This window comes from Pseudomonas sp. ASL4, from assembly GCF_056680395.1.
The window spans coordinates 7,445,555-7,465,787 of sequence record NZ_CM155280.1; the positions used below are offsets into that span (position 1 = coordinate 7,445,555).

Annotated in this window: 15 protein-coding genes; 7 read left to right on the forward strand and 8 right to left on the reverse strand. The window is 59.1% G+C overall.

Features of this window, described 5'->3' with window-relative positions:
- Positions 1-8 precede the first annotated feature (8 nt).
- The 3 genes from AC1MEW_RS34070 to AC1MEW_RS34080 form a co-directional block, all read right to left on the reverse strand.
- A complete protein-coding gene (locus AC1MEW_RS34070) occupies positions 9-686 on the reverse strand; it encodes a hypothetical protein (RefSeq protein ID WP_322270434.1) in 678 nt (225 codons plus the stop codon).
- Complete coding sequence (locus AC1MEW_RS34075; RefSeq protein WP_480425067.1) at positions 686-1,411, reverse strand: hypothetical protein; 726 nt, start codon at positions 1,409-1,411, stop codon at positions 686-688. The genes AC1MEW_RS34070 and AC1MEW_RS34075 overlap by 1 nt, the downstream gene beginning before the upstream one ends.
- A gap of 62 nt (positions 1,412-1,473) precedes the next feature.
- The gene (locus tag AC1MEW_RS34080; protein ID WP_480425069.1) at positions 1,474-2,283 is read right to left on the reverse strand and encodes a hypothetical protein; all 810 of its coding nucleotides are present in this window, start codon (positions 2,281-2,283) and stop codon (positions 1,474-1,476) included.
- Positions 2,284-2,569: 286 nt separating this feature from the next.
- On the opposite strand from AC1MEW_RS34080, the gene AC1MEW_RS34085 reads away from it, so the two are divergent.
- Positions 2,570-3,166 carry a MarC family protein gene (locus tag AC1MEW_RS34085; RefSeq protein WP_054044032.1) on the forward strand — a complete coding sequence of 199 codons (597 nt, stop codon included), beginning with the start codon at positions 2,570-2,572 and terminating at the stop codon, positions 3,164-3,166.
- Positions 3,167-3,259: 93 nt separating this feature from the next.
- Here the strand turns inward: AC1MEW_RS34085 and AC1MEW_RS34090 are convergent, their stop codons facing one another.
- The 5 genes from AC1MEW_RS34090 to cobG all read right to left on the reverse strand — a co-directional run bounded on the left by AC1MEW_RS34090 (position 3,260) and on the right by cobG (position 14,987).
- A complete protein-coding gene (locus AC1MEW_RS34090) occupies positions 3,260-10,345 on the reverse strand; it encodes a TcdA/TcdB pore-forming domain-containing protein (RefSeq protein ID WP_480425071.1) in 7,086 nt (2,361 codons plus the stop codon).
- Between the two features lie 278 nt (positions 10,346-10,623).
- On the reverse strand, positions 10,624-12,333 hold the full coding sequence (gene cobJ, locus AC1MEW_RS34095) for a precorrin-3B C(17)-methyltransferase (RefSeq protein WP_322270429.1): 1,710 nt from the start codon (positions 12,331-12,333) through the stop codon (positions 10,624-10,626).
- Positions 12,330-13,061, reverse strand: a complete 732-nt coding sequence (locus tag AC1MEW_RS34100; protein WP_201205118.1) for a precorrin-2 C(20)-methyltransferase — start codon at positions 13,059-13,061, stop codon at positions 12,330-12,332. Before AC1MEW_RS34100 ends, cobJ begins: the two co-directional genes overlap by 4 nt.
- Complete coding sequence (locus AC1MEW_RS34105; protein ID WP_201255641.1) at positions 13,061-13,687, reverse strand: precorrin-8X methylmutase; 627 nt, start codon at positions 13,685-13,687, stop codon at positions 13,061-13,063. The genes AC1MEW_RS34100 and AC1MEW_RS34105 overlap by 1 nt, the downstream gene beginning before the upstream one ends.
- Positions 13,680-14,987, reverse strand: coding sequence for a precorrin-3B synthase (gene cobG, locus AC1MEW_RS34110; protein WP_322270428.1), 1,308 nt, complete (start codon positions 14,985-14,987; stop codon positions 13,680-13,682). The genes AC1MEW_RS34105 and cobG overlap by 8 nt, the downstream gene beginning before the upstream one ends.
- 144 nt (positions 14,988-15,131) lie before the next feature.
- Here cobG and cbiE point away from each other — a divergent pair, with 144 nt between their 5' ends.
- The 6 genes from cbiE to AC1MEW_RS34140 all read left to right on the forward strand — a co-directional run bounded on the left by cbiE (position 15,132) and on the right by AC1MEW_RS34140 (position 19,980).
- Positions 15,132-16,343, forward strand: a complete 1,212-nt coding sequence (cbiE, locus tag AC1MEW_RS34115; RefSeq protein ID WP_201200229.1) for a precorrin-6y C5,15-methyltransferase (decarboxylating) subunit CbiE — start codon at positions 15,132-15,134, stop codon at positions 16,341-16,343.
- Entirely contained in the window at positions 16,336-17,454 is a 1,119-nt protein-coding gene (locus AC1MEW_RS34120) for a cobalt-precorrin-5B (C(1))-methyltransferase (protein WP_480425073.1), read from the forward strand. Before cbiE ends, AC1MEW_RS34120 begins: the two co-directional genes overlap by 8 nt.
- A 131-nt stretch (positions 17,455-17,585) precedes the next feature.
- A complete protein-coding gene (locus AC1MEW_RS34125; protein WP_201255643.1) occupies positions 17,586-18,308 on the forward strand; it encodes a cobalt-precorrin-6A reductase in 723 nt (240 codons plus the stop codon).
- A gap of 289 nt (positions 18,309-18,597) precedes the next feature.
- A complete protein-coding gene (locus AC1MEW_RS34130) occupies positions 18,598-18,996 on the forward strand; it encodes a DUF2946 domain-containing protein (RefSeq protein WP_480425075.1) in 399 nt (132 codons plus the stop codon).
- Positions 18,997-19,044: 48 nt separating this feature from the next.
- Positions 19,045-19,524 (forward strand): copper chaperone PCu(A)C, encoded by a 480-nt coding sequence (locus AC1MEW_RS34135; protein WP_480425077.1) that lies wholly within the window; start codon positions 19,045-19,047, stop codon positions 19,522-19,524.
- 21 nt (positions 19,525-19,545) lie between these two features.
- On the forward strand, positions 19,546-19,980 hold the full coding sequence (locus tag AC1MEW_RS34140; RefSeq protein ID WP_480425078.1) for a DUF2946 domain-containing protein: 435 nt from the start codon (positions 19,546-19,548) through the stop codon (positions 19,978-19,980).
- The last annotated feature ends 253 nt before the right edge of the window (positions 19,981-20,233 follow it).

Sequence of the window (20,233 nt, forward strand, 5' to 3'; positions counted from 1 at the left end):
GACGCGGCTCAAATCTCCAGGGCGTGCAAATTGCGCATGGACTCACTGAGAACGGCCGCCGCAACTTTCTCCCTGAACGTGGCGTAATGCAGCGTACTGAAAGTAACCAGCGCCATTTGTTCCTCACTGGTTTTCACGATGTCGTCCATCGGCCAGTACAAAAACCGTGACCCACTCCTGCGAGTGCTGAACTGCTTGTGATAAAGGGCTATTTCGATTTTCCCAGGGCGACTTTGGACGCAGGGAATGATCTGAAAGAGACCACTGTCCCGTGACAAGCTGGCCCCTTCAAAACCATCCAGCGCAATGGGGTTGCGTCTGAGGGACTCAAAGGCATGACTGGCCGGGCTCGAAAAACGCTCGCCGAACGAATGCGATATCTGCTGGCAAACGTTGTCAGCCATAAACGCTGCGGTCACCGGCACCGGGCGGACAGGGCTCGCCGAATCCCATCCCAGGAACCGGAGTTTGTTCCTGTAGTAATCAAACCAATTGCCGACCAGTCCGTCCCGATAAGCCGAACGGGTAGCCATTTGCGCAAACAGGTTGCTCAGATAAATGTCCTCTCGATCCTGGGAAGACATACCGGCACTGAATGACACGACACTCCCACCCACGACGGCAGCATCCGGGATATTGCCGCCACTGAATGCTTGTTGGCTGCTTTGAAACTTGTCGTGATTCATCAATGCGCCTCAGAACTCGGAGGCGACTCATTCTTTGCAGGTTCTAAAACCTCAAGAATATTTTGCGACGCCTTATCGCCCAGTTTTTTGACGATCCGCTCGCGAACGGGCCGGTAGAGTGCATCTGACAAGTCAGCCTGCAAGCGCTTCAGCACAATATTGCCTTTCACGTTATCCAGGGAAAGGACCTGCTTCAGCGGATTCGACGCAACTGACGCTGCACTTTCAAACGCCAAGTAGACGCTATTCAGGGTCGGGCCTCGCTGCGCCAGAATGACGAGCACGCTAACCTGGCAGCCGAACGTTATTTTCGAAGGGTGCTCTTCACTATTTTTCAGGACGTTTTTTTGCAGTAGCTCAATAGCCGGGTGTGCGTCAGGCAGCTCTGCCATGATGTTCAAGGCTTGCACGGCCGGGGACGACACGGTTTGAGGAACTGACTGCGCCAATTGATTGTTAACCCAGTCCGCCACTGTGAGGTTTGAATCTGCCTTAAGCGACCAGTCGTGCCAGGCCGCTGTTCGCTGCAACCAACTATCCTTCAAGACCTCCTGATAACGTTCATACCACCCATTTGCATTGCGCGAACCGGGGTACTTTTTGTCAGCCACCAACTGCGCAAACAGTGTTGAATTTAAAACATCCTGACGCTCTTGCACGGTCATATCAGGCGACAGCAAAACAACCGCCCCGGCGCTTACAAAAGCCGAATAACTTTCACTCATATGACTTTCCTATAACTTTCATAAATGGCGACTACACAGTAGCCGCCATACAGGACACGGTATTAGATCTCGTATTCTTCGATTTTGCTCTGCGCACGATCACCCAATTTATCGAGGATCATGTTTCGAGTGCGCGCTGTAATCGAAGGAACCATCACCATCTGGCATTCGCCTCGATACAGGTCAACCTTGCTGGCGTCCCAATCTATAAACAGAACCCTGGTTTGATTGGCACGCTTGATAAAGCGCACCACGCCCAGCGCCATGATCACTTCACCCTGTGGCGTTTCAAGGCAAGACGCAACGCCCACACCACCGGTGCCAGACTCGGCGGTGTTTCGGTCAAAGACTTGAAGCGGCTTGTCACTGGTTTGCAGAGCCGCGATGGCATCGCCCGCCACTTTGAGCATCAGCACCGAGGTAGGTCCCGGAACCGCGGCTGCGGCCACGGCCGAACCCAAAATTTTCAGCGCCAGTTGGTCTACCTTGAGGCTCTTGCCAGAAGCCGAAACGCTGTCGTAGTACCGGCTCAGGATGTTCCAGCCGCAATCCTGCATCACTTGAAGAAACTGCTGATACCACTCTTTACTCTGCTCATCACGCGGATATTTTTTGTTCGCCACTAGCGAAGCAAACAGATAAGCGTGTTGAACATCGGCCTGATTCTGCGGACTCATGCCCGAAACAAAAGCCAGAATCGCATCACCTACAATAGAAGCACGTGTAGGTGCTTGCACTTCCGCCACCAGTCGAGGTGCATTAACTGAAAGACCACGTGGCGCAATAAAAACCTCATCAACAGCGACATCATAAGCGCTCAGTCGCTCAAGACGATCAACCAGGGTTACAACGGCATTGGATTCGATATTCATAATATTCCCTTATTTAAATTAGAGTCCATCCCGGACTCACGAAACAAACTACCCAACCAACAAACACTTAACAAGCTCGCACCTGTAACTTCATTTTATTTAAAACAAACAACTAATAAAAACCCCAAAAATAACAACTAACAACCTCACCAATCATTAGAAATACCCGTTAACGTTAATCAACAAGCGAGGTTGCATGATGGAAATCCAATCGGGCTTGCCAAGCCGACAGACGACCCGGCGCCTGATAGACTCCCAGCCACTTCCATCGCTGCGGGCTCCGACCATGCTCCACGTGTTGTTCAGCGTTTACCTGAAGATGCTGGTGCTCTACAGCCCGTTCTTCGTGTTGTCCTGTTTCATCAGCCTGACCCGTGGCTACTCGCGCAAGGAACAACGCCGTCTGGCCTGGAAAGTGGCCGTCGCGACGCTGGTGTCCAGCGTTTTGCTGTACCTGTTCGGGCGAGTGATTTTCAGTGTGTTCGGGATCACAGTGGATGCGTTCCGCATTGGCGCCGGCAGTGTGCTGTTCATCTCGGCGCTGGGCATGGCCCAAGGCAAGTCCGCGGTACAGACCGACAACGTGCAGCAAGACGTGACGATCGTGCCGCTGACCATCCCCCTGACGGTCGGCCCCGGCACCATCGGTGCGCTACTGGTGATGGGCGTGAGCCAGCCACACTGGGACGACAAGCTCACCGCCATCCTCAGCATTGCCCTGGCCAGTTTCACGGTGGGGGTGGTGCTTTATCTGTCCAACCGCATCGAGCGGATTCTGGGCGATCAGGGGTTGCAGATTGTCAGCCGGTTGATGGGTTTGTTCGTGTGTGCCTTGGCGGCGCAAATCATCTTTACCGGGGTCAAGGGCTACCTGGTGCCCTGATACCACCGGAATGCACAGGGCCGCGGGTTGAAAAACCCGCGGCCCTGTTGTTTGTGGTTCTTGAGGTGGCGCAACCGCCATGGTTCGCCGCAATCAGCTCATGACGGGGTCATCCTGCATAACATCCTTGAACAGGACACTGCCCGCCGGCAACGGTTTAGCCATCAGAGCGCTGACCAGATCCGATACTGACGTAGAACGATAACCGCCGATGGCAACGATCACGCGAGCGCGCAGCGTGACATCCTTCGCATAGGCTTCACGGAAGATCAGGCTATGACACGTGACTGGATCGAGCATCACCAAGTGCTCATCCACGAGGCTGACGATCAATTGCTCCGGCGAGTCCAGTGCCCAGTCCAGTTTGACCGGTACAGACACTTGGTTTCCCAGGGGCGGCCTGCAATCGACGATCACCGATTCCAGCCGACGCCAGGCCGCCTGTGACAATCGGCACGTCGCGCCGGTATGGCCCAGACGCAGGATCAAGGTACTTACGTCGTCGGGAATTAGTGGCAACACGTCATCGAGTTGCTGGTTGCTTTCGACTGTCAGCGTATCGACGTTGCGTCGCACGTAGGCCAACGGGCCTACGCTGTCAGTGACCGGGTAGCGGCGTAGAAATCCGTCGGCGGCATCGAACAACAAGACGTTGGTGTGCCGTTGGGTGCCCACCGCAACAGATGAGTCAGGACGAGGCACAGTGGCCGCGTCGATCAAACGCCCGCTGCTGCTGACAAACCATTGTTGGCGCCAAGGGTGAGCCACGTTGAGTAACGGGGCGCAACGCTGCGTGTTATCCACCAACACGCGCAGGTGTTCGCTCAGAGCATCGTCGTGTTCCCGCACCCATTGGCTGTCGACGCCGGTGATCAACGCAGGCTCTTGGTGGTTCAGTTCCATCTGTATGCCTTCCACGGTCGTGGCCAGCAGGCCGGCGCCACGGCGCGTCACGTCGATGAAGGTCCATGGGTTCCATAGCGGTTGTGGCGTTGGCAATGCTTCAGGTGCCAGCAACCGAGCACCATCGCCAAAGGCCTTCGACAGTTGATTGCCGTCGATAAAGGGTTGGCGGTAGATCTCGCCAGTGGCTACATCAAACAGCCACGCCGCCGCGTTATCCGGAGTCGCCCCTAGCAGCCGCACTTCCTTGCCATGCCCCAGGTCAGCCAGCACCAGACGACCGTCGAGGTACCAGGCAGACAAACGCGCGTCACCGCGAGCATTACTCAATCCGATCAGCCCCAGCGTGGTGAAAGGGACATCGGCAACCAAGGTTGGCAACTGCGACCACCATTGCGGCCGGTCCTTGAACCAGAATTCGGTCAGCCCGCCCAACTGCAACTCGCCCTGAGGCGTCACCTCATAGAACAGCCCTTCCTCGGTCACGGCCAAGCAGCCTTCTTGCGTCGCCACAACGCTCTTGAGTCCCTTAAGCGTCTTCGTCTCGACCGACAGCTCTACCTGTTCACCCACGAGGGAACGTCGTTGCACGTATAGACGCGAACTGTTGCGTTTGTACACGACAAACACATCCCCCTCAGGACCCGCCGGTGCCAGCAGGCTCAGTTGGTTCTTGTCCTTGTCCGAGTCGTTCCAGCCCCGGGCGTGATGTCGCTGCGGTATCGGTCGAATAATCAAGCCATCACTGCTGCGTACCCAGCTCATGTCAGATCGGCCTTCCTCCGGTTTCCAATGAACGGAAACAAAAGCGGCCAGCTGCCAGGTCGATGTTTTGAAGCGCTCCGGCGAGGGCACTGCGGGCCAGGCGATATAGTCGCCGAGCAACGGTTTCCAGTCGGCCAGTATCGGCGACTGGTCCAAAACCTCATCCAGGAAGGTATCAACGCCGCGGGTCAGCGAACTGAGAAATACGCCCTCATCAGTGAGCAAATATTCCAGGGTGAAGCCCTGATTACCCTGGACGACTTCCTGGACAACCTTGACCCCGCCGCCGGGCACCGCCGTACATTGCGTGACGGCGAACTCTCCACTCTTGAGCATCAGCCGATAGCGATGACTGATCAGGCCGCTCGCCACGTCGGTCTTGAGTACCTCAACACTCTGCGGATGATAGAAATACGCGCAGCCATCGACCACGGCGCCCAATAGCGGATTGACGGGCACAGGGATGTCATCGTCCTGGATGTAGAGGAAACGGTCAGCGGCCGAATCGTAGTAAGCAGTGGTGTAGCGCTGCTCCTCGGGGTTGTCGAACGGGATCAGAAACTTGTGCACCGGCGTGTAGGGCTGTTCCAGTCGGTGCTCGCGGGCCAGTGCCTTGAAGTGCGCGCGCAATGTCTGCGCATCTGTACCCGGCACCGCATCCACCTCATCCAGAATCAACACCTGTTGGTGATGGTCGATCCGATAGCGATTGTTACCCGCCAGCTGCAGCGTGACATCGAAACCGGCGTGGCCGCTGTACTTGATGCTGACCTCACCGATTTTGAGGCCTTCACCGCGCACGAACTGTATGTCGCTCTCTTGTGCCCAGGTCGCCAGCAGTGCCCACTGCAAGGTCTTGAGAGCCGAAGACTTGAGCTCAACATTTACGCCCTGGTTGAGCACCAGCGTGCAAGGTTCAGTGCCCGCCTCGATCTCATAGGCGATCTTGCCATGCCAGCTATCGAGCAACTCCGGCACGACTAGCGTACGAGGTTTGTCGTCGAGTGTTACCCGGATGACCGTCCTGGTGTGGGGGCGGTAAGCCGGGTGAATGCCCTGGACGATGTATTCGCCCGGGAACGAGTAGAACGTGAAGAGAAACCGCCACTGCCCCTTCTCGTTTTTCTTCTCCAGGCGGCGGGCAATATCGAACCCCTTGTCATGTCGCGTCGAAGCGAAGGGCAGCGAATGGTAGTCGTAACCGTAAAACGCTTGAGGTGTGCACGGCAGGATAATCACCTCGCCAGGCGCCGGGAGGAACCTGCTTGAGCCAGGCAGCCCGAGGCTTTGACGCAGATTGATCGCCCGATCGTAGTCCACGTCGAAATCCGGGACGCCTAAATGATCTCGCAGCGCAAACAGGCGCTGACTGTCATACATCACCACGCCGTCGCGCAAATTCAGGCTCTGGATCACCAGTTTCGGATGCGCCTGCCAAACGTTCTGCTGCGTGTTCCAACTGAAGGGCGCACCCCGATACGCTTGATCCAGCTCATAGAAAAACGCCCCGACCTGCTTGGATCGTTCGGCCACCATGGCGAAACCCTGGGCCAATGCACCGACACCGACGGCCAGCCCACCCACGATCACTGACGCTCCGCCCAGGAACGCTGCCGCCGTGGCTGCCGAGGCCAGGCCCGCGCCCATGCCCGCGGCACCCAGCACGACACTGGCCGAGTCGAAGGCCAGTTGGGTGCTGAATCGGGCGACGTCCACATCGTTGTCCGCCTGACTCAACTGGTAGACGTCGAAACCGACATTGGCCATCCCCAGCACGGTGCCTACGCCTTCGCCGGCCACATGACCGAGCGCTTCGCCCACGACCGTGGAACTGGCCTGCGCGATCAACCGTTCCTGAGCCAGCCCCTGACGTACCAGACTTACAACGCCGACGATATCAATCACCAGACCATGGACCAGTTGTGCGTAGTTCACATAGGCGTGAAGACGCACCGCCAGGGTCAGGCTCCGGTCCTCCCCCTCGCGGCTGCGCAATGCATTCATCAAGGCCTGAATCGCGAAACCGGCGTTGAGGGTGTGTACGGCGCCAACGCTGGTTGGATCAAGCGGGCTGACCCGGCGCGTGGTCAATTTGTCGAAGAGTTCGGTGAGATGATTCTTGATGCGCAAGAACCGCGCATCGTCGGTGGTGACGCGTACCAATTGCTCGGGGATGCCGGGTTTTTCAGGTTTGATCAGACTCAGCAGATATTCGCCTTGGGGATTTATTTCCAGGGTTTCAAACAACGGAATAAAGTCGGAGGTCAGTTTGTTTTTGCTCAGCAAGTCATTGCTCGCCTGGGTGATTTGCTGGCTCCACCAATGACTGTCCAGCTCCATCAGGCTTTTGCCCAGTCGCGAGTTGTTCACCAGAGACTGGCCCCGGGCACTGGCCAGTCGTTGTCGCACGCGGGCAATGTCCGCACCTTTCAATTCGCCAGGCAACAGTACGTCTGCAATCCGCACGCCCGAAGACAGTTCCACCTTCTCGATCTGCGTGCCTTGCAGTTCGATCAGGTCGAAGGTCCTTCGATTGCCCTCAACATAGGCGCCATAAAAGGTAGCCATGCCCTTCTCCTCGAAAAAAACTTCGAGAGAGCGGTGCATCTCCGTGAGTTGATTGAACTGAAAAACACCCAGGTTCGGATCGTAGAAGTGATAGCGACTGCGATCCTCGACAACGGTCTTGGCGATTAGCATGGAGTGGTTGTCAGAGTTAAGCATCAGCGTGCTGGTCGTAGTCCTGGACTTCAGCATTTGCACCACTTGCTCAAGGCTGGAACGAGCCAGGACAGTGCCGACATCACTCTCCTGCACGTTGTGCAGTGTTTCGATGGCCTGTACAAAAGTTCGCGAATCACTGTCATCAGGTGAAAGCACGCTCACAAAAAAACGCTCACGCAGTTGAGTGACCGCAGCCTCGCCCTTGGCAATCGCAGCCGCCATCGCCAGTGACAGGGGATAACACCGACGGCCGATGGTGTCGCCGAAGCCATCGAACAACAGATCCTGGGGCACCAACTTGCAAGGCTCGGTGAAACTGTCCAGCAGTTCACTGGAACGCTCGGCAAGGTGATCACGGAATTCGGCTTTTGCCGCCAGCTGGATCGTGGCCACCTGGCGCCCCCACTGACGCAGGCTCATAGGTGTTTGCATGGCATTTTGCTTAAGGGCCAGCACCGTCTCGGAGTGAGACAGCAGGCCCTCAACCGGGCTTTTAAGTCCGGCGATGAATTCAGAGGCCTTGCACTTGAACAACTGCTCCTCGATAACTCCGTAGCGCCCCGCGACGCCTTTATCGCTAACCCTTTTCGCCAGGTTCTCGAGTTCGTCGGCCACCGCTTCGAAGCTGCGGTTGTCCAGCGACTCAAGCCCCAACAATTGACCGAGCGACAGGCGTTGCGCGGCGCTCAACTGTTCCGTCAGCAGCGAACCGCTGGCCAGGCGTTCAAGTACTTCAATGATGGAAAGGCCTTGGGTTGTGACATCACCTGGCATGGCGGGCGGGAAAGCACTGATGTCCTGAGCGATGATGGCCTGACGATCATCAAAACTCAGCGGCAACAGTTTGTCGAATGTCACGCGGGTATCACCTCCCTGACTCATCGCCCTCAGGAATGGCTCGCCCAAGTGATCCAGCAGACGCTGGAGGACGCCGGTCGACAACACATGCCGCCCTTCGATCAGCGGCCAGCCTGCTTCGAACTCGATGGCATTGCGTTCGAGCAGTTGCGTAATATCGCCTTGGTAGCGCGCCTGGAACCGGCCCTCCAGCCAGCGTTTTTTCTCATCGATCAGCCATTGGTCTTTCGAATCGGTCTGCTCCTTCCAGGAATGATCCTGTTCCTCTTCGGTTTGCCGATTGACCGTGCCATTACCCCTGATCCCGACGAGTTGACGCAACTTTTCGGCCGTCCTCGGCGTCAGGTTACTTTTCTCGTAATCGCTTATACCTTCGAGCATCGCAATCGGCCCGGTTAAAAAAATGGTGTTCTCGCTACCCGGGTAGATGCCATCGCTGTAGTAGTCGGCAGCCCCCTGTGCCAATTTTTGGATGGTAAACGCCTCCATGTCGGACAGCTCGTCCAGCGGCCCGAACTGTTCAACGACGGTCTCCAGTGCCAGCCTGTCCATTACCGGGAAATCGGAATACCTGACGTTTTGCTCGACAGCCTTGCGTGCCGTGGTATTGACCACCTCGTAATTGATCAGGAAGCGATTGATGACCGCATTGACCGTTGCCGAGCCAGGATGCCCCATCAGAAAGGAGTTATTGACCGCAGCGCCCACTGCCACGGCGCGCACACCATCGAGCCGGACTTGACGATTTTCCGGAACATGAAACACATCATTCAACGCCGGTCGGCTTCTGGCGAACGTCTCCAGAGCGGCACGTTGATCGTGCGCAATGGAGTCGACATACTTTTTATACCGACTCGCTACGTTTTGCCGGCCCGGCATCCAATCGAGGTTGTGATCCAGCAGTAACTGCAAAACGCCCAGGCGCCTAGTTTCATCAAACTTGCTGATGTCCACCTCGCCTAATGTTTCCATCAGAGGTGGAAGATTGTCCACGTCGGAATACAATCCGCCCTCAATAAACATAACTTCTGTACGCACGACATCGGAAGCGCTGGCAAAGTTACCGCGCAAGTTTATTTCCTGCTGATAGATATCCTCTACGCGCAGCGGCTCTTTCAACAGTTGAAGATCGCATAACAGCAGGTCTTCACTTTTCAAGGCTTCAATACTGAGAAGGTGTTTCTCCCGTAATACCCTAAGTGCTTTTTCGTCTTGTCCATAGCCGCGAACCAGCAGGTCGATACGCGCCTCATCGGCACTTTTACCTTGCTCCCCAGCCCTGAGGATATGGGCATAAAGTTGCTCTTTGAGCGGTATCAACCGTTCTACATACACGTTGTTGAGGTCGATGGCGACAGCAAGGCTTTCGCCACCAGCCGCCATCGCGCTGGCCTTCGCCGCCTGGACAATGATCCGGTTGGTCTCATGCGCCAGCAGCGCATCGGCGTCATACCACAGCATCAGTTTATGGCCGTCCTTGACCATGACTTGCTTCCAGACATTGATGTAGTCGCGCTGGATATCCCCAATGCCACCGCCCAGCCAGACAAAGTGCAGTTTCTTCGGAACTTCCGGTAGCGCGCTTTTCAGGGTTTCGACACTCTGGGCCACACGACTGCCGTAGTCGCTGACCTTCTGTTGGAGCTCAGATATCGCCTCCACACCGTTGCCGGGGGACAACGGCTCGTCCGTGTCTCGCCGTCGGCGTACCGGTGGGACCAGTGACCCCAATGCTTCATCCAGCAATGTCAGCGGGCGAAGCAGGCTCTGATCATCCTGCGCATCGATACAACCCTGGTAATAGCGGAGAATGGCTTCGTACTGATCAGCCTTCTTGTAGGGTTCAAGCAGGCGTTCCAGATCGGAACGCTTTAAGAGATCGGCAATACCGACATACGCATGACCACTGACAACTTCCTGTTGACTCATAGTTAAACATCCATATTTAACGAAACATATTAATCAAGCGAAACCGAACAAACAGACAGCGCTTCGACAAGACGACACTTACAGCCGCCCCATCAGGCAGCAACAGACGTTATTTGAAGTCAAACTAACGACTCACACCGAACTTATCAAATCGCAAAGATATTCAATTAATGTCTACACAACTTGAAACTCAAGCAGGGACGATCTGGCATTGAACAATCAATGCCAGATATAACGACAGACAAATAAATAACGCCTCAAAAGAGGCGTTTTTTTAATTAACCAACAGGCTTGTCGCCATACCACCGCGGCGTATACACCCACTCGCCTCCCTCGGCACGAGGGAACACACAAGTGGTTGACGAACCGACCAGGACCATCGTGCGCATGTCGACCTGATCCGGGGTCAACTGCCCCAACGTGGTCACGCGCAGAGTCTGACCCGGGCGGCCAATGTCACGTCCCAACACCACAGGCGTTTCGGCGGTACGGTGCTGCGCGACGATCTCCAGCGCGCGACCCAATTGCCATGGCCGAGAACGGGAGATCGGGTTGTAGAAGGCCAGGGCCAAATCCGCCTGGGCGGCCAGATCAAGACGCTTCTCGATAATCGACCACGGCTTGAGATTGTCCGAGAGCGACATCACGCAGAAGTCATGGCCCAACGGCGCTCCGGCCTGAGCAGCCGTGGCCAGCGATGCGGAAACGCCGGGGAGAATTTCCAGGTCGACGTTGTGCCAGTTCGCATCGCTCGATTCGTGCAGGGCTTCGAGCACCGCAGCGGCCATGGCAAACACGCCCGGATCACCGGACGACACCACCACCACCGAACGCCCCTGGGCCGCGAGTTCGAAAGCGTGGCGGGCACGCTGCATCTCTTCGCGGTTGTCGGTGCAGTGCATCACCTGATCGGCGCGGAACGGGCCGGCCATGCGCACGTAGGTTTCATAACCCAACACGTCGTTGGCTCGAGCCAGTTCGGCCTTCACCGCAGGCACCATCAATTCAGCCGCGCCGGGGCCTAGACCGATCACCGCCAGCCGTCCGCGAGGACGGCCGATCAGCAGCGGATCAAGCGGTTCGGCAGCGACCGCGATGGTCATCGAGTCATTGACCTCGATCGTTGTGAGCAGCGATGGTGCGGCACTCCGGGCCTGTTCAAACACACTGCCGGACCGAGCGCCAAAACGCAGCGGCACGGCCAGTTCAAGCGCGGCCTCGCGCAATGCGCCGTTGGCCATGTCGCTTTCATCCGCCAACAGGCAAGCAAGCGACTGCAACGCGATGTTCGCTTCATGCAACGCCGCGCGAATGACGCCAGCGAGATCAGCCGTTCCCGCCGTCACCGCCACCAGCACATTGCGCGGATAAATCAGCAGTTCATTGGCACTCGGCTGACGCTCGGCATGACCGACATGAATCGCCAATCGCGCCTGTTGATCTTCCGGCAATTGCGCCTCGGCCAACCACGGGGCCAGACCTTCGATGCGCACCGACTCACCCGAGAGCAAATCCGAAACGAAGCGTTTGCCCAGTTCCAGATCGCCGAGGGCATAGCCGCTCGGTGGATTGAGCAGGCAAGTGCCGAAACGCAATTCACCACTGGTGGTAATGGCTGCTGCGACGTCCAGCGCTGCGGCGATCTCTCGCGCCAACACATTCACTCCGCCCAGGCCACCGAGCAGCGGCACCACGGCGCTGCCGTCTTCGGCGACGGCCAGCACCGGCGGCTCGGCGCCTTTTTCCAGCAACAACGGCGCCAGGGTGCGAATGACAATGCCGGCCGCGCACAGGGCGATGATCGGCGTGTCCTGTTGATAGAGCTCGCGCAGGGTCACGCCGAACTCTTGATAGGTACGGTCAGCGCCTTCAACCCGCTCGGCCAAACCGTGGATCAACGCGTCCGGGTAGCGCTGCTGAATCCGCTGCGCCGTGGCGAGGCTACCATTGCCCAGAATGACAATCGCCGGAGCTGGACGGCCCTTCAACCTTGCCACCGTTCGCCGGGTACGATGATCAGCGAGAAGTACGGCGAGGACATCGGCTCGACTTCATCCAGCGGGACGATTTTCTGATTGGCCATGGTTGCGCGTTCGACGTACAGCGCGCGCCCGGCCATACCGAGTTCTTCCAACACCTGACGAACCTTGGGGAAGTTGCGCCCCAGCTTCATGATCACCGCCGCATCGGCATCGGCCAGACGTCGTTTCAGTTCTTCATGAGGCAACACGCCGGACAACACCGACAGGCTCTGATTGCGATACACCAGCGGCGAACCCAGCACCGAAGCGCCGCCGAGCATCGAGCAGACGCCCGGCACCACTTCGGCGATGTAACGCTCGGCCAGGCGATCGTGCAGGTACATGTAGGAACCGTAGAAGAACGGGTCACCCTCGCAAATCACCGCCACATCGCGGCCGGCATCCAGATGCTCGGCAAGCTGCTCGGCAGCGGTGTCGTAGAAGTCGCTGATTACTTGTTCATAAGACAGCGGCGCCGGCAGCGCTTCGGTGGTCACCGGGTACACCAGCGGCAACAGGTTTTGCGCTTCTTGAAGGTGCGCTTCGATGATGCCGAACGCATTGCCCTTTTTGCCCTTGGCAACGAAGTACGCCACCACCGGCGATTCGCGCAGCAAGCGCAGGGCTTTGACGGTAATCAGTTCCGGATCACCGGGGCCGACGCCCAGGCCGATCAAGCGTCCAGGTTGCTGCATCATTCGATCTCCGTGGCGAGGGCGTTGACGGCGGCGGCGGCCATGGCGCTACCGCCGAGCCGGCCTTGCATGATGACAAACGGCACACCGCGACTGTCCGCCGCAAGCATCGCCTTGGATTCGGCGGCGCCGACGAAGCCCACCGGGAAGCCGAGAATCAACGCCGGTTTCGGTGCGCCAGCGTCGATCATTTCCAACAAGTAGAACAACGCGGTCGGCGCGTTGCCGATCACCACCACGCTGCCTTCCAGGTGCGGACGCCACAGCTCCAGCGCGGCGGCGGAACGAGTGTTGCCCAACTCGCGAGCGAGCTCAGGAACGCTGTCGTCGCGCAGCGTGCAGATCACCTGATTGTTCGCAGGCAAACGCGCACGAGTCACGCCTTCGCTGACCATCCGCGCGTCGCACAGGATCGGCGCACCGGCCGCCAACGCATCGCGCCCGGCCTTGCCGGCGCCTTCGGAGAATTGCAGACCGTCGATGGCCTCGACCATGCCGCACGCGTGGATCACCCGCACCGCGAGTTTTTCCAGGTCAGCCGGGATGCGCGAAAGGTTAGCCTCGGCACGAATGATCGCGAAGGAGTTGCGATAGATCTCCTGACCGTCGCGGATGTAATCAAGCATCTAGGGGGCTCCGTGAGCGGGCGTCGAGCAAGGCTGCGACCGCTTCAATAGTAAGATTGCGTGCGTGCAACGCGCCGAAACCCGGCAGCGTGGCATCGCGAAAATAAAGGTCGTAGTGACCGAGTGAAACCGCCAGCAAAGTGACGGGGGCGATGTGCGCAGCGGCGCAGGAACGCGGGCAACCGGAAAGGTGCACATTCAGGATTTGGCCGTGGCGTTGCAGCAGCGCCGCCAGTTGCAGCGCATCGCCCTTGGTGTCGGACAGGCCTTTGCCGCAACCGGCGGAACCGGTACAGGCAATCAGGTGCGCCAAGGCATCGTCCGCCGAACAGTGCAGGCCCAGATTTTCCAGGTTGTGGATAACTTGAGCGGCATCGTGTTCCTGGACACCGGGCAGCAACAGGCTTTGCCACGGTGTGAAACGCAGGCTGCCATCGCCGTGTTCAAGGGCCAGTTTGGCGGCGCCTCGGAGCATGGCGGGATCGAGTCGGCCCAAGGGCGGCACCGCGCCGATGTAAACGCGAGCAGTTTCCCGCTGCGGATGCGCGCCGATGTGCAGGGCCTCCGAGGACGCTGAACGCAACCAATAAGCGAGGGACACCAGCGGCACCCGCTCAGCCAGTTGCGCGACAAACGCTGCCACCGGAATTTCTTCCAGCAGATGCCGCATGCGTGTCTGCTCGGGACGTGCCAGATCGAGGAACAATTCCAGCACTGCGATCACCAGCGCGTGGCCATCCCTCAGCCGCACCGCACTGATCGGCGCATCCGTCGGGCAACCGGCCAGACCGAAAGCCAGCACGTACTCGTCATCCTGTTCGCCGACGCTCAACCACAGGTCGTGGTGATGTTCGAGCATCGCCAGGGCTTCGCCGCCATCGAGTTGCACGGCGAACTTGGCGCTCAACTCGTGGAAACGCGGGTGGCTTTGCAGGCTGTCGAGGATCTGGCCCGCCAGCGGACGCGTATCGAGCAGCATCTGCCGGTCGATCCCGGCGCTAGGACTGAGCATCAGGTTGCGCACATCGTCGCCCGCCGCCGTCCTTGGCCCCAACCCGGCGGCCAGCAGGCTGTCGATCAAGGCCGACTGCTCGCTGCCAATCCCGCGAATTTGCAGGTTGGCGCGGTTGGTCGCCTCGATCACCCCGCCAGCAAAGCGTTCAGCCGCATCGGCGACGGCGACGGCCTGATCGGCACTGATCGAGCCGCCATTCAACTTGATCCGACAGATCCCGCCATCCAGCGCCGGGACGATACGCAGCAACCCCGGGCAGGCCGAGGGGCGTAGGGCGGTGGACATCGGGCGTTCGTTCAAGGGGGCGACCGGCAGAGTGGGAAAGGCGCTTCGCGGGCGAAGGCGCGGTATTATGCCTGCTTTGTCAGGCGGCATGAAAAGCCTGCCCGTCGGAACAGTCCGTTTGAGGACTATTTTTGAGGACTGTAGATGTCACCCTGGCTGACAGTAGTAGGAATCGGTGAAGACGGCTTCAAGGGCCTGGGCAAAAACGCCCGACGGGCTCTGCTGGGCGCTTCGCGGATCATTGGCGGCCAGCGCCAACTGGATTTGTTGCCGGTGTGTATTCGCGGCGAGCGGCAGTTGTGGCCGAGTCCGTTTTCCCTGGCCCCGGTGCTTGAGCGCCATGGCGAGCCTGTTTGTGTGCTGGCCAGTGGCGACCCGATGTTCTTCGGCGTCGGCGCCAGCCTCACGCGGCAAGTGCCCGCCGAGCAGATGCTGATCCTGCCGGCGCCCTCCTCTTGCAGCCTCGCGGCGGCGCGCATGGGCTGGCCGTTACAGGAGGTGGTGACGCTTTCGGTGGTGGCGCGCCCGGTCGCCGCGCTCAATGCGCACGTGTCCAGTGGCATGCGGTTGCTGGTGCTGAGCAATGACGGACAGAGCCCGGCGGCGATTGCGGCGTTGCTGCGTGAACGCGGTTTTGGACCGAGCCGGCTGAGCGTCCTGGAACATTTGGGCGGTGATACCGAACGGCGAATCAACGGCGTTGCCAGCGACTGGACCTCATCAGCCGTTGCCGATCTCAACGTGATCGCCATCGAATGCATCGCCGAACCCGGCACCGCGCGGCTTTCACGCCTGGCCGGTCTGCCGGATTCAGCTTTCCAGCATGACGGCCAACTGACCAAACGCGACGTGCGTGCCATCACCCTCGCCCGCCTCGCACCGACACCCGGCGAACTGCTGTGGGACATCGGCGCCGGCAGCGGCTCGATCGGCATCGAATGGATGCGCGCTCACCCGAGTTGCCGGACATTGGCCATCGAGGCCGATGACGGTCGGCAACTGTTGATCGAACACAACCGCGATGCCCTTGGCGTTCCAGGCCTGCAATTGATTCGCGGCAGCGCGCCGCAAGCCTTGGCCGGGCTCGAACGGCCGGACGCGATTTTCATCGGCGGCGGCGTGACCCGCGACGGCGTGCTCGACACCTGCTGGACTGCGCTGAAACCCGGCGGTCGACTGATCGCCAACGCCGTCACCCTGCAAAGCGAAATGACCCTGATGGCCTGGCGCGAACTGCATGGCGGTGAGCTGACGCGCATTCATATCGCTCAGGCGCAACCGCTTGGCGAGTTCGACACCTGGCGCCAGGCGCTGCCGATCACTTTGCTCGATGTGACGAAGCCGCTCGATGCGTGACGAAACCGCCGAACAACCCGCGCCCTTGCGCAGCGGCCTGACCACCGGCAGTTGCGCCACGGCCACCAGCCTCGCCGCTGCACGTTTGTTGCTGAGCGGCTCTTATGCGGACGCAGTCGAGATCATCCTGCCCAAAGGCAAGCAGGTGCAGATGCGCCTGGAATTCTGCCGATTGATCGATGACGGTGCCGAGGCTGGAACGATCAAGGACGCCGGTGATGACCCGGACGTAACTCACGGTGCGCTGCTCTATTCCTACGTACGGCTGGGTACCGAGCCGGGCATTCGTTTTATCGCCGGTCGTGGCGTCGGCACTGTCACCCGGCCGGGTTTGGTGTTGGGCGTCGGCGAACCCGCGATTAACCCGGTGCCGCGCAAAATGATCACCGATCACCTGACCTTGCTGGCCGAAGAACTCGATTACCGCGGCGGTTTCGAGGTCACGGTCAATGTCGAGGGCGGTGAAGCCCTGGCGCTGAAAACCATGAACCCGCGCCTCGGGATTCTCGGCGGACTGTCGATCCTGGGCACCAGCGGCATCGTCCGGCCGTTTTCCTGCGCGGCCTACATCGCCTCGATCCACCAAGGCATCGACGTCGCCAAAACCAACGGTTACCTGCACATCGCCGCCTGCACCGGCAACGCCAGCGAAGACACCATGCGCCGGGTCTACAACTTGCCGGAAATCGCCTTGATCGAAATGGGCGACTTCGTTGGCGCCGTGCTCAAGCACCTGCGCAAAGTACCTGTGGATAAACTCAGCATTTGCGGCGGCTTCGGCAAGATCAGCAAACTGGCGGCGGGGCATATGGATTTGCACAGTCGGCATTCGAGCATCGACTTGCCGCAACTGGCTGAGTGGGCGGCGGCGATTGGGGCTGATGCCTCTTTGCAGCAATCGATCCGTGAGGCGAATACCAGTCAGCAGGCGTTGGCGATGGCGAGCGCTGTCGGGATCGCGCTTGGGGATGAAGTGTGTCGGCATGCCCTGGAGTTTGCTCGCAGCGTGGTGCCGGCGCAGGTTCAGGTTGAGGTGTTTGCGATTGATCGCCAGGGTGGGATTGTTGGCCATGCCGCCCCCCCTGTGGCGAGGGAGCTTGCTCCCGCTTGAGTGCGCAGCACTCACAAAATGGGTGGCATTGCGTGAATTTTGGGGCCGCTGCGCAGCCCGACGCGAGCAAGCTCGCTCGCCACAGGTGATGTGGTTGGCCTTAGCTTTTTTAACTGACCGGGAGACTTTCAATGAAGCGCGTGTTGTTGCTGGGTGGCGTGACGGAAGCTTTGGCCATTGCCCGGACGCTTGGCCCGGAACACATTTACAGCCTGGCCGGTGTCGGTCGAGTGCCGACGGATCTGACCTGTCAGGTTCGCGTCGGCGGTTACGGTGGCGCTGAAGGCCTGGCTCAATTCATTCGCGATCAAGGCATTGAACTGCTGCTGGACGCTACTCACCCCTACGCCGCACAAATCAGCCAAAACGCTGCGACCGCAACGCAGTTGAGCGGCGTCCCATGCTGGGCGCTGCGGCGCCCGGCATGGCAACCACAGGTTGGGGACAACTGGCGGGAAGTCAGCGACTGGGCAGAATTGATCGAAGCGCTAAAACCATTCCGACGACCGCTGTTCACCCTCGGTCGCGAGCCCTTGCAGCACCTGCACGAAATCCCGCAGGAGCAATTCTGGACCTTGCGCGCACTCGACGTTTACCCCGGCAACGAACGCTGCGAAGTCATCGGCGCCCGTGGGCCGTTTGTGATCGAGGATGAACGCGAACTGTTCGAACGCCGACAGATCGATGTGCTGATCAGCAAAAACAGCGGCAGCACCGCTACCGAACCGAAACTGGAAGTGGCGCGGGAACGTGGGGTGCCAGTGTTGGTGTTGAAGCGGCCGGTGTTGGCGGGGGTTGAGCGGGAGTTTGGGGCGGTGGCCGATGTCTTGGCAGCACTGGCAAATGCCATCTGACTGACGAATGAATAATTCGTGGCGAGGGAGCTTGCCCCCGCTTGAGTGCGTGGCGCTCACAAAAGATGGGACTGCTACGCAGTCCAACGGGAGCAAGCTCCCTCGCCACAGCAAGCCCCCTCGCCACAGGATTGTGGGCTCGCCTCAACTCTTCCGGCACTCCGAATCGAAGCCGCTACACTCTTTTGAAAGTTCGCTGCGACACCACACCGCACGCCGCTTTTTTACTTATCGGCCCTGATCAGGCTAAATAGCCGCGCCTGATCGCCCACCCAACCGGATTTATCCCATGTCCCGACAACGGCTCGCATTTGCCTGGATCGCCTGCTTCGCAGTGCTGTTCAACATGCTCGCCATGCCGTTGACCGGAGCGATGGCGCAGTCGGCGAAATCACCCGCCGAGCAATTGCTGTGGGGCAGTTTCTGCACGTCCAGCGGCACCAAGATGGTGGCGATTTCCCTGGGCACGTTTGAGCAGAAAGCCCCACAGAACGACGATCATTCCAACATGCAGCATTGCTGGTGCTGCTCGGGCTCTGCGCCGTTGGTGGCGTTGCCGGGGCATGTGCCGCAGCTGTATTTCGCGCGCTACGAGGCCAATCGAAGCCTGCCTGCCGCCTCTCTCGATACGCCGACACCGCGCCAGCAATGGCCGAGTCTCAACCCCCGCGCGCCCCCTCTGGTGTGATTCCTTCTCGCAATTGACCTGCGTATTGAATCGTTCTGGAGAACTGCCATGTTGAACAAACTCATCGTTCTGGCCGCATTGCTGCTGCCTGCCTGTTTTGCCAGTGCTCACGAATACAAGGCCGGCGAGCTCGAAATCGCTCACCCGTGGTCGCAAGAGTTGCCACCGAACGCGCCGACCGTGGCGGCTTACTTCGTGATTCACAACAACGGCAAAACCGCTGACCGTTTGCTGAGCGTCGACTCGCCGATTTCCAGCGAAGCCCAATTGCATGAGCACGTCATGCAGAACGATTTGATGAAAATGCAGCAGGTGCCAAGCGTCGAAATCCCTGCCGGCGGCAACGTTACTTTTGCGCCGATGGCCTATCACGTAATGCTGCTGAACCTGAAAGATCGTAGCCTGCTGAGCGACGGCAAACGCTTCCCGCTGACCATGCATTTCGAGAAGTCCGGCGACGTGACGGTTGAAGTCGCGGTGCAGAAAAAGGCCCCGGACGGCATGCAAAAGCATATGCACGCCCAGTAATCGCCAACCCAAAAAACGCCCGTGCGCGCCCCTAGCGCCAGGTTATCCGTGCGCCGCCGTCAGCCCTTGAGCCTGACCCGTGGCAGCTGGATCAGCCTGTTCGCCATGCTGATGATCTTTATCGGTCCGCTGATTTCTCAGTCGATGCCGATGGATCAACGCGCCTCAATGTCTATGAGCATGTCGATGGACATGAGCATGGACGGCCACGGCGAACACGCTGAAGAACAAGCCGCCGAACATTGCCCACCCGCCGCAGAGCACCACCCGCTCTGGGAAAAATGCGGCTATTGCAGCCTGCTGTTCAACTGCCCGGCGCTTACAGGCGGGCAGTCTTTCACGGCATTCAATACACCGCACGCCACGACCTTCACCACTCCTGCCACCCGCTTGGGCCACGCCCGGCAAACCTTCTTCCCCGGCGCCCGAACCCGCGCCCCGCCTATCGTTTCGTAAACACGCACCTTGATCTCACACGGTTTAGAAGACAGCCAAAGCAACCTGTGGGAATGAGCTTTTGTGGTGAGGGGGCTTGCCCCCGTTGGGTCGCGAAGCGGTCCAAAAACCAGCAATCGCGGTGTACCAGGTACACCGCGTGCATTGGTTTACGACTGCTTCGCAGCCGAACGGGGGCAAGCCCCCTCGCCACAAAAGCCCGCTCCCACAAGGATTGCGCACGCTGCCGGCCGTGTCGTTTACGACTGTTCGA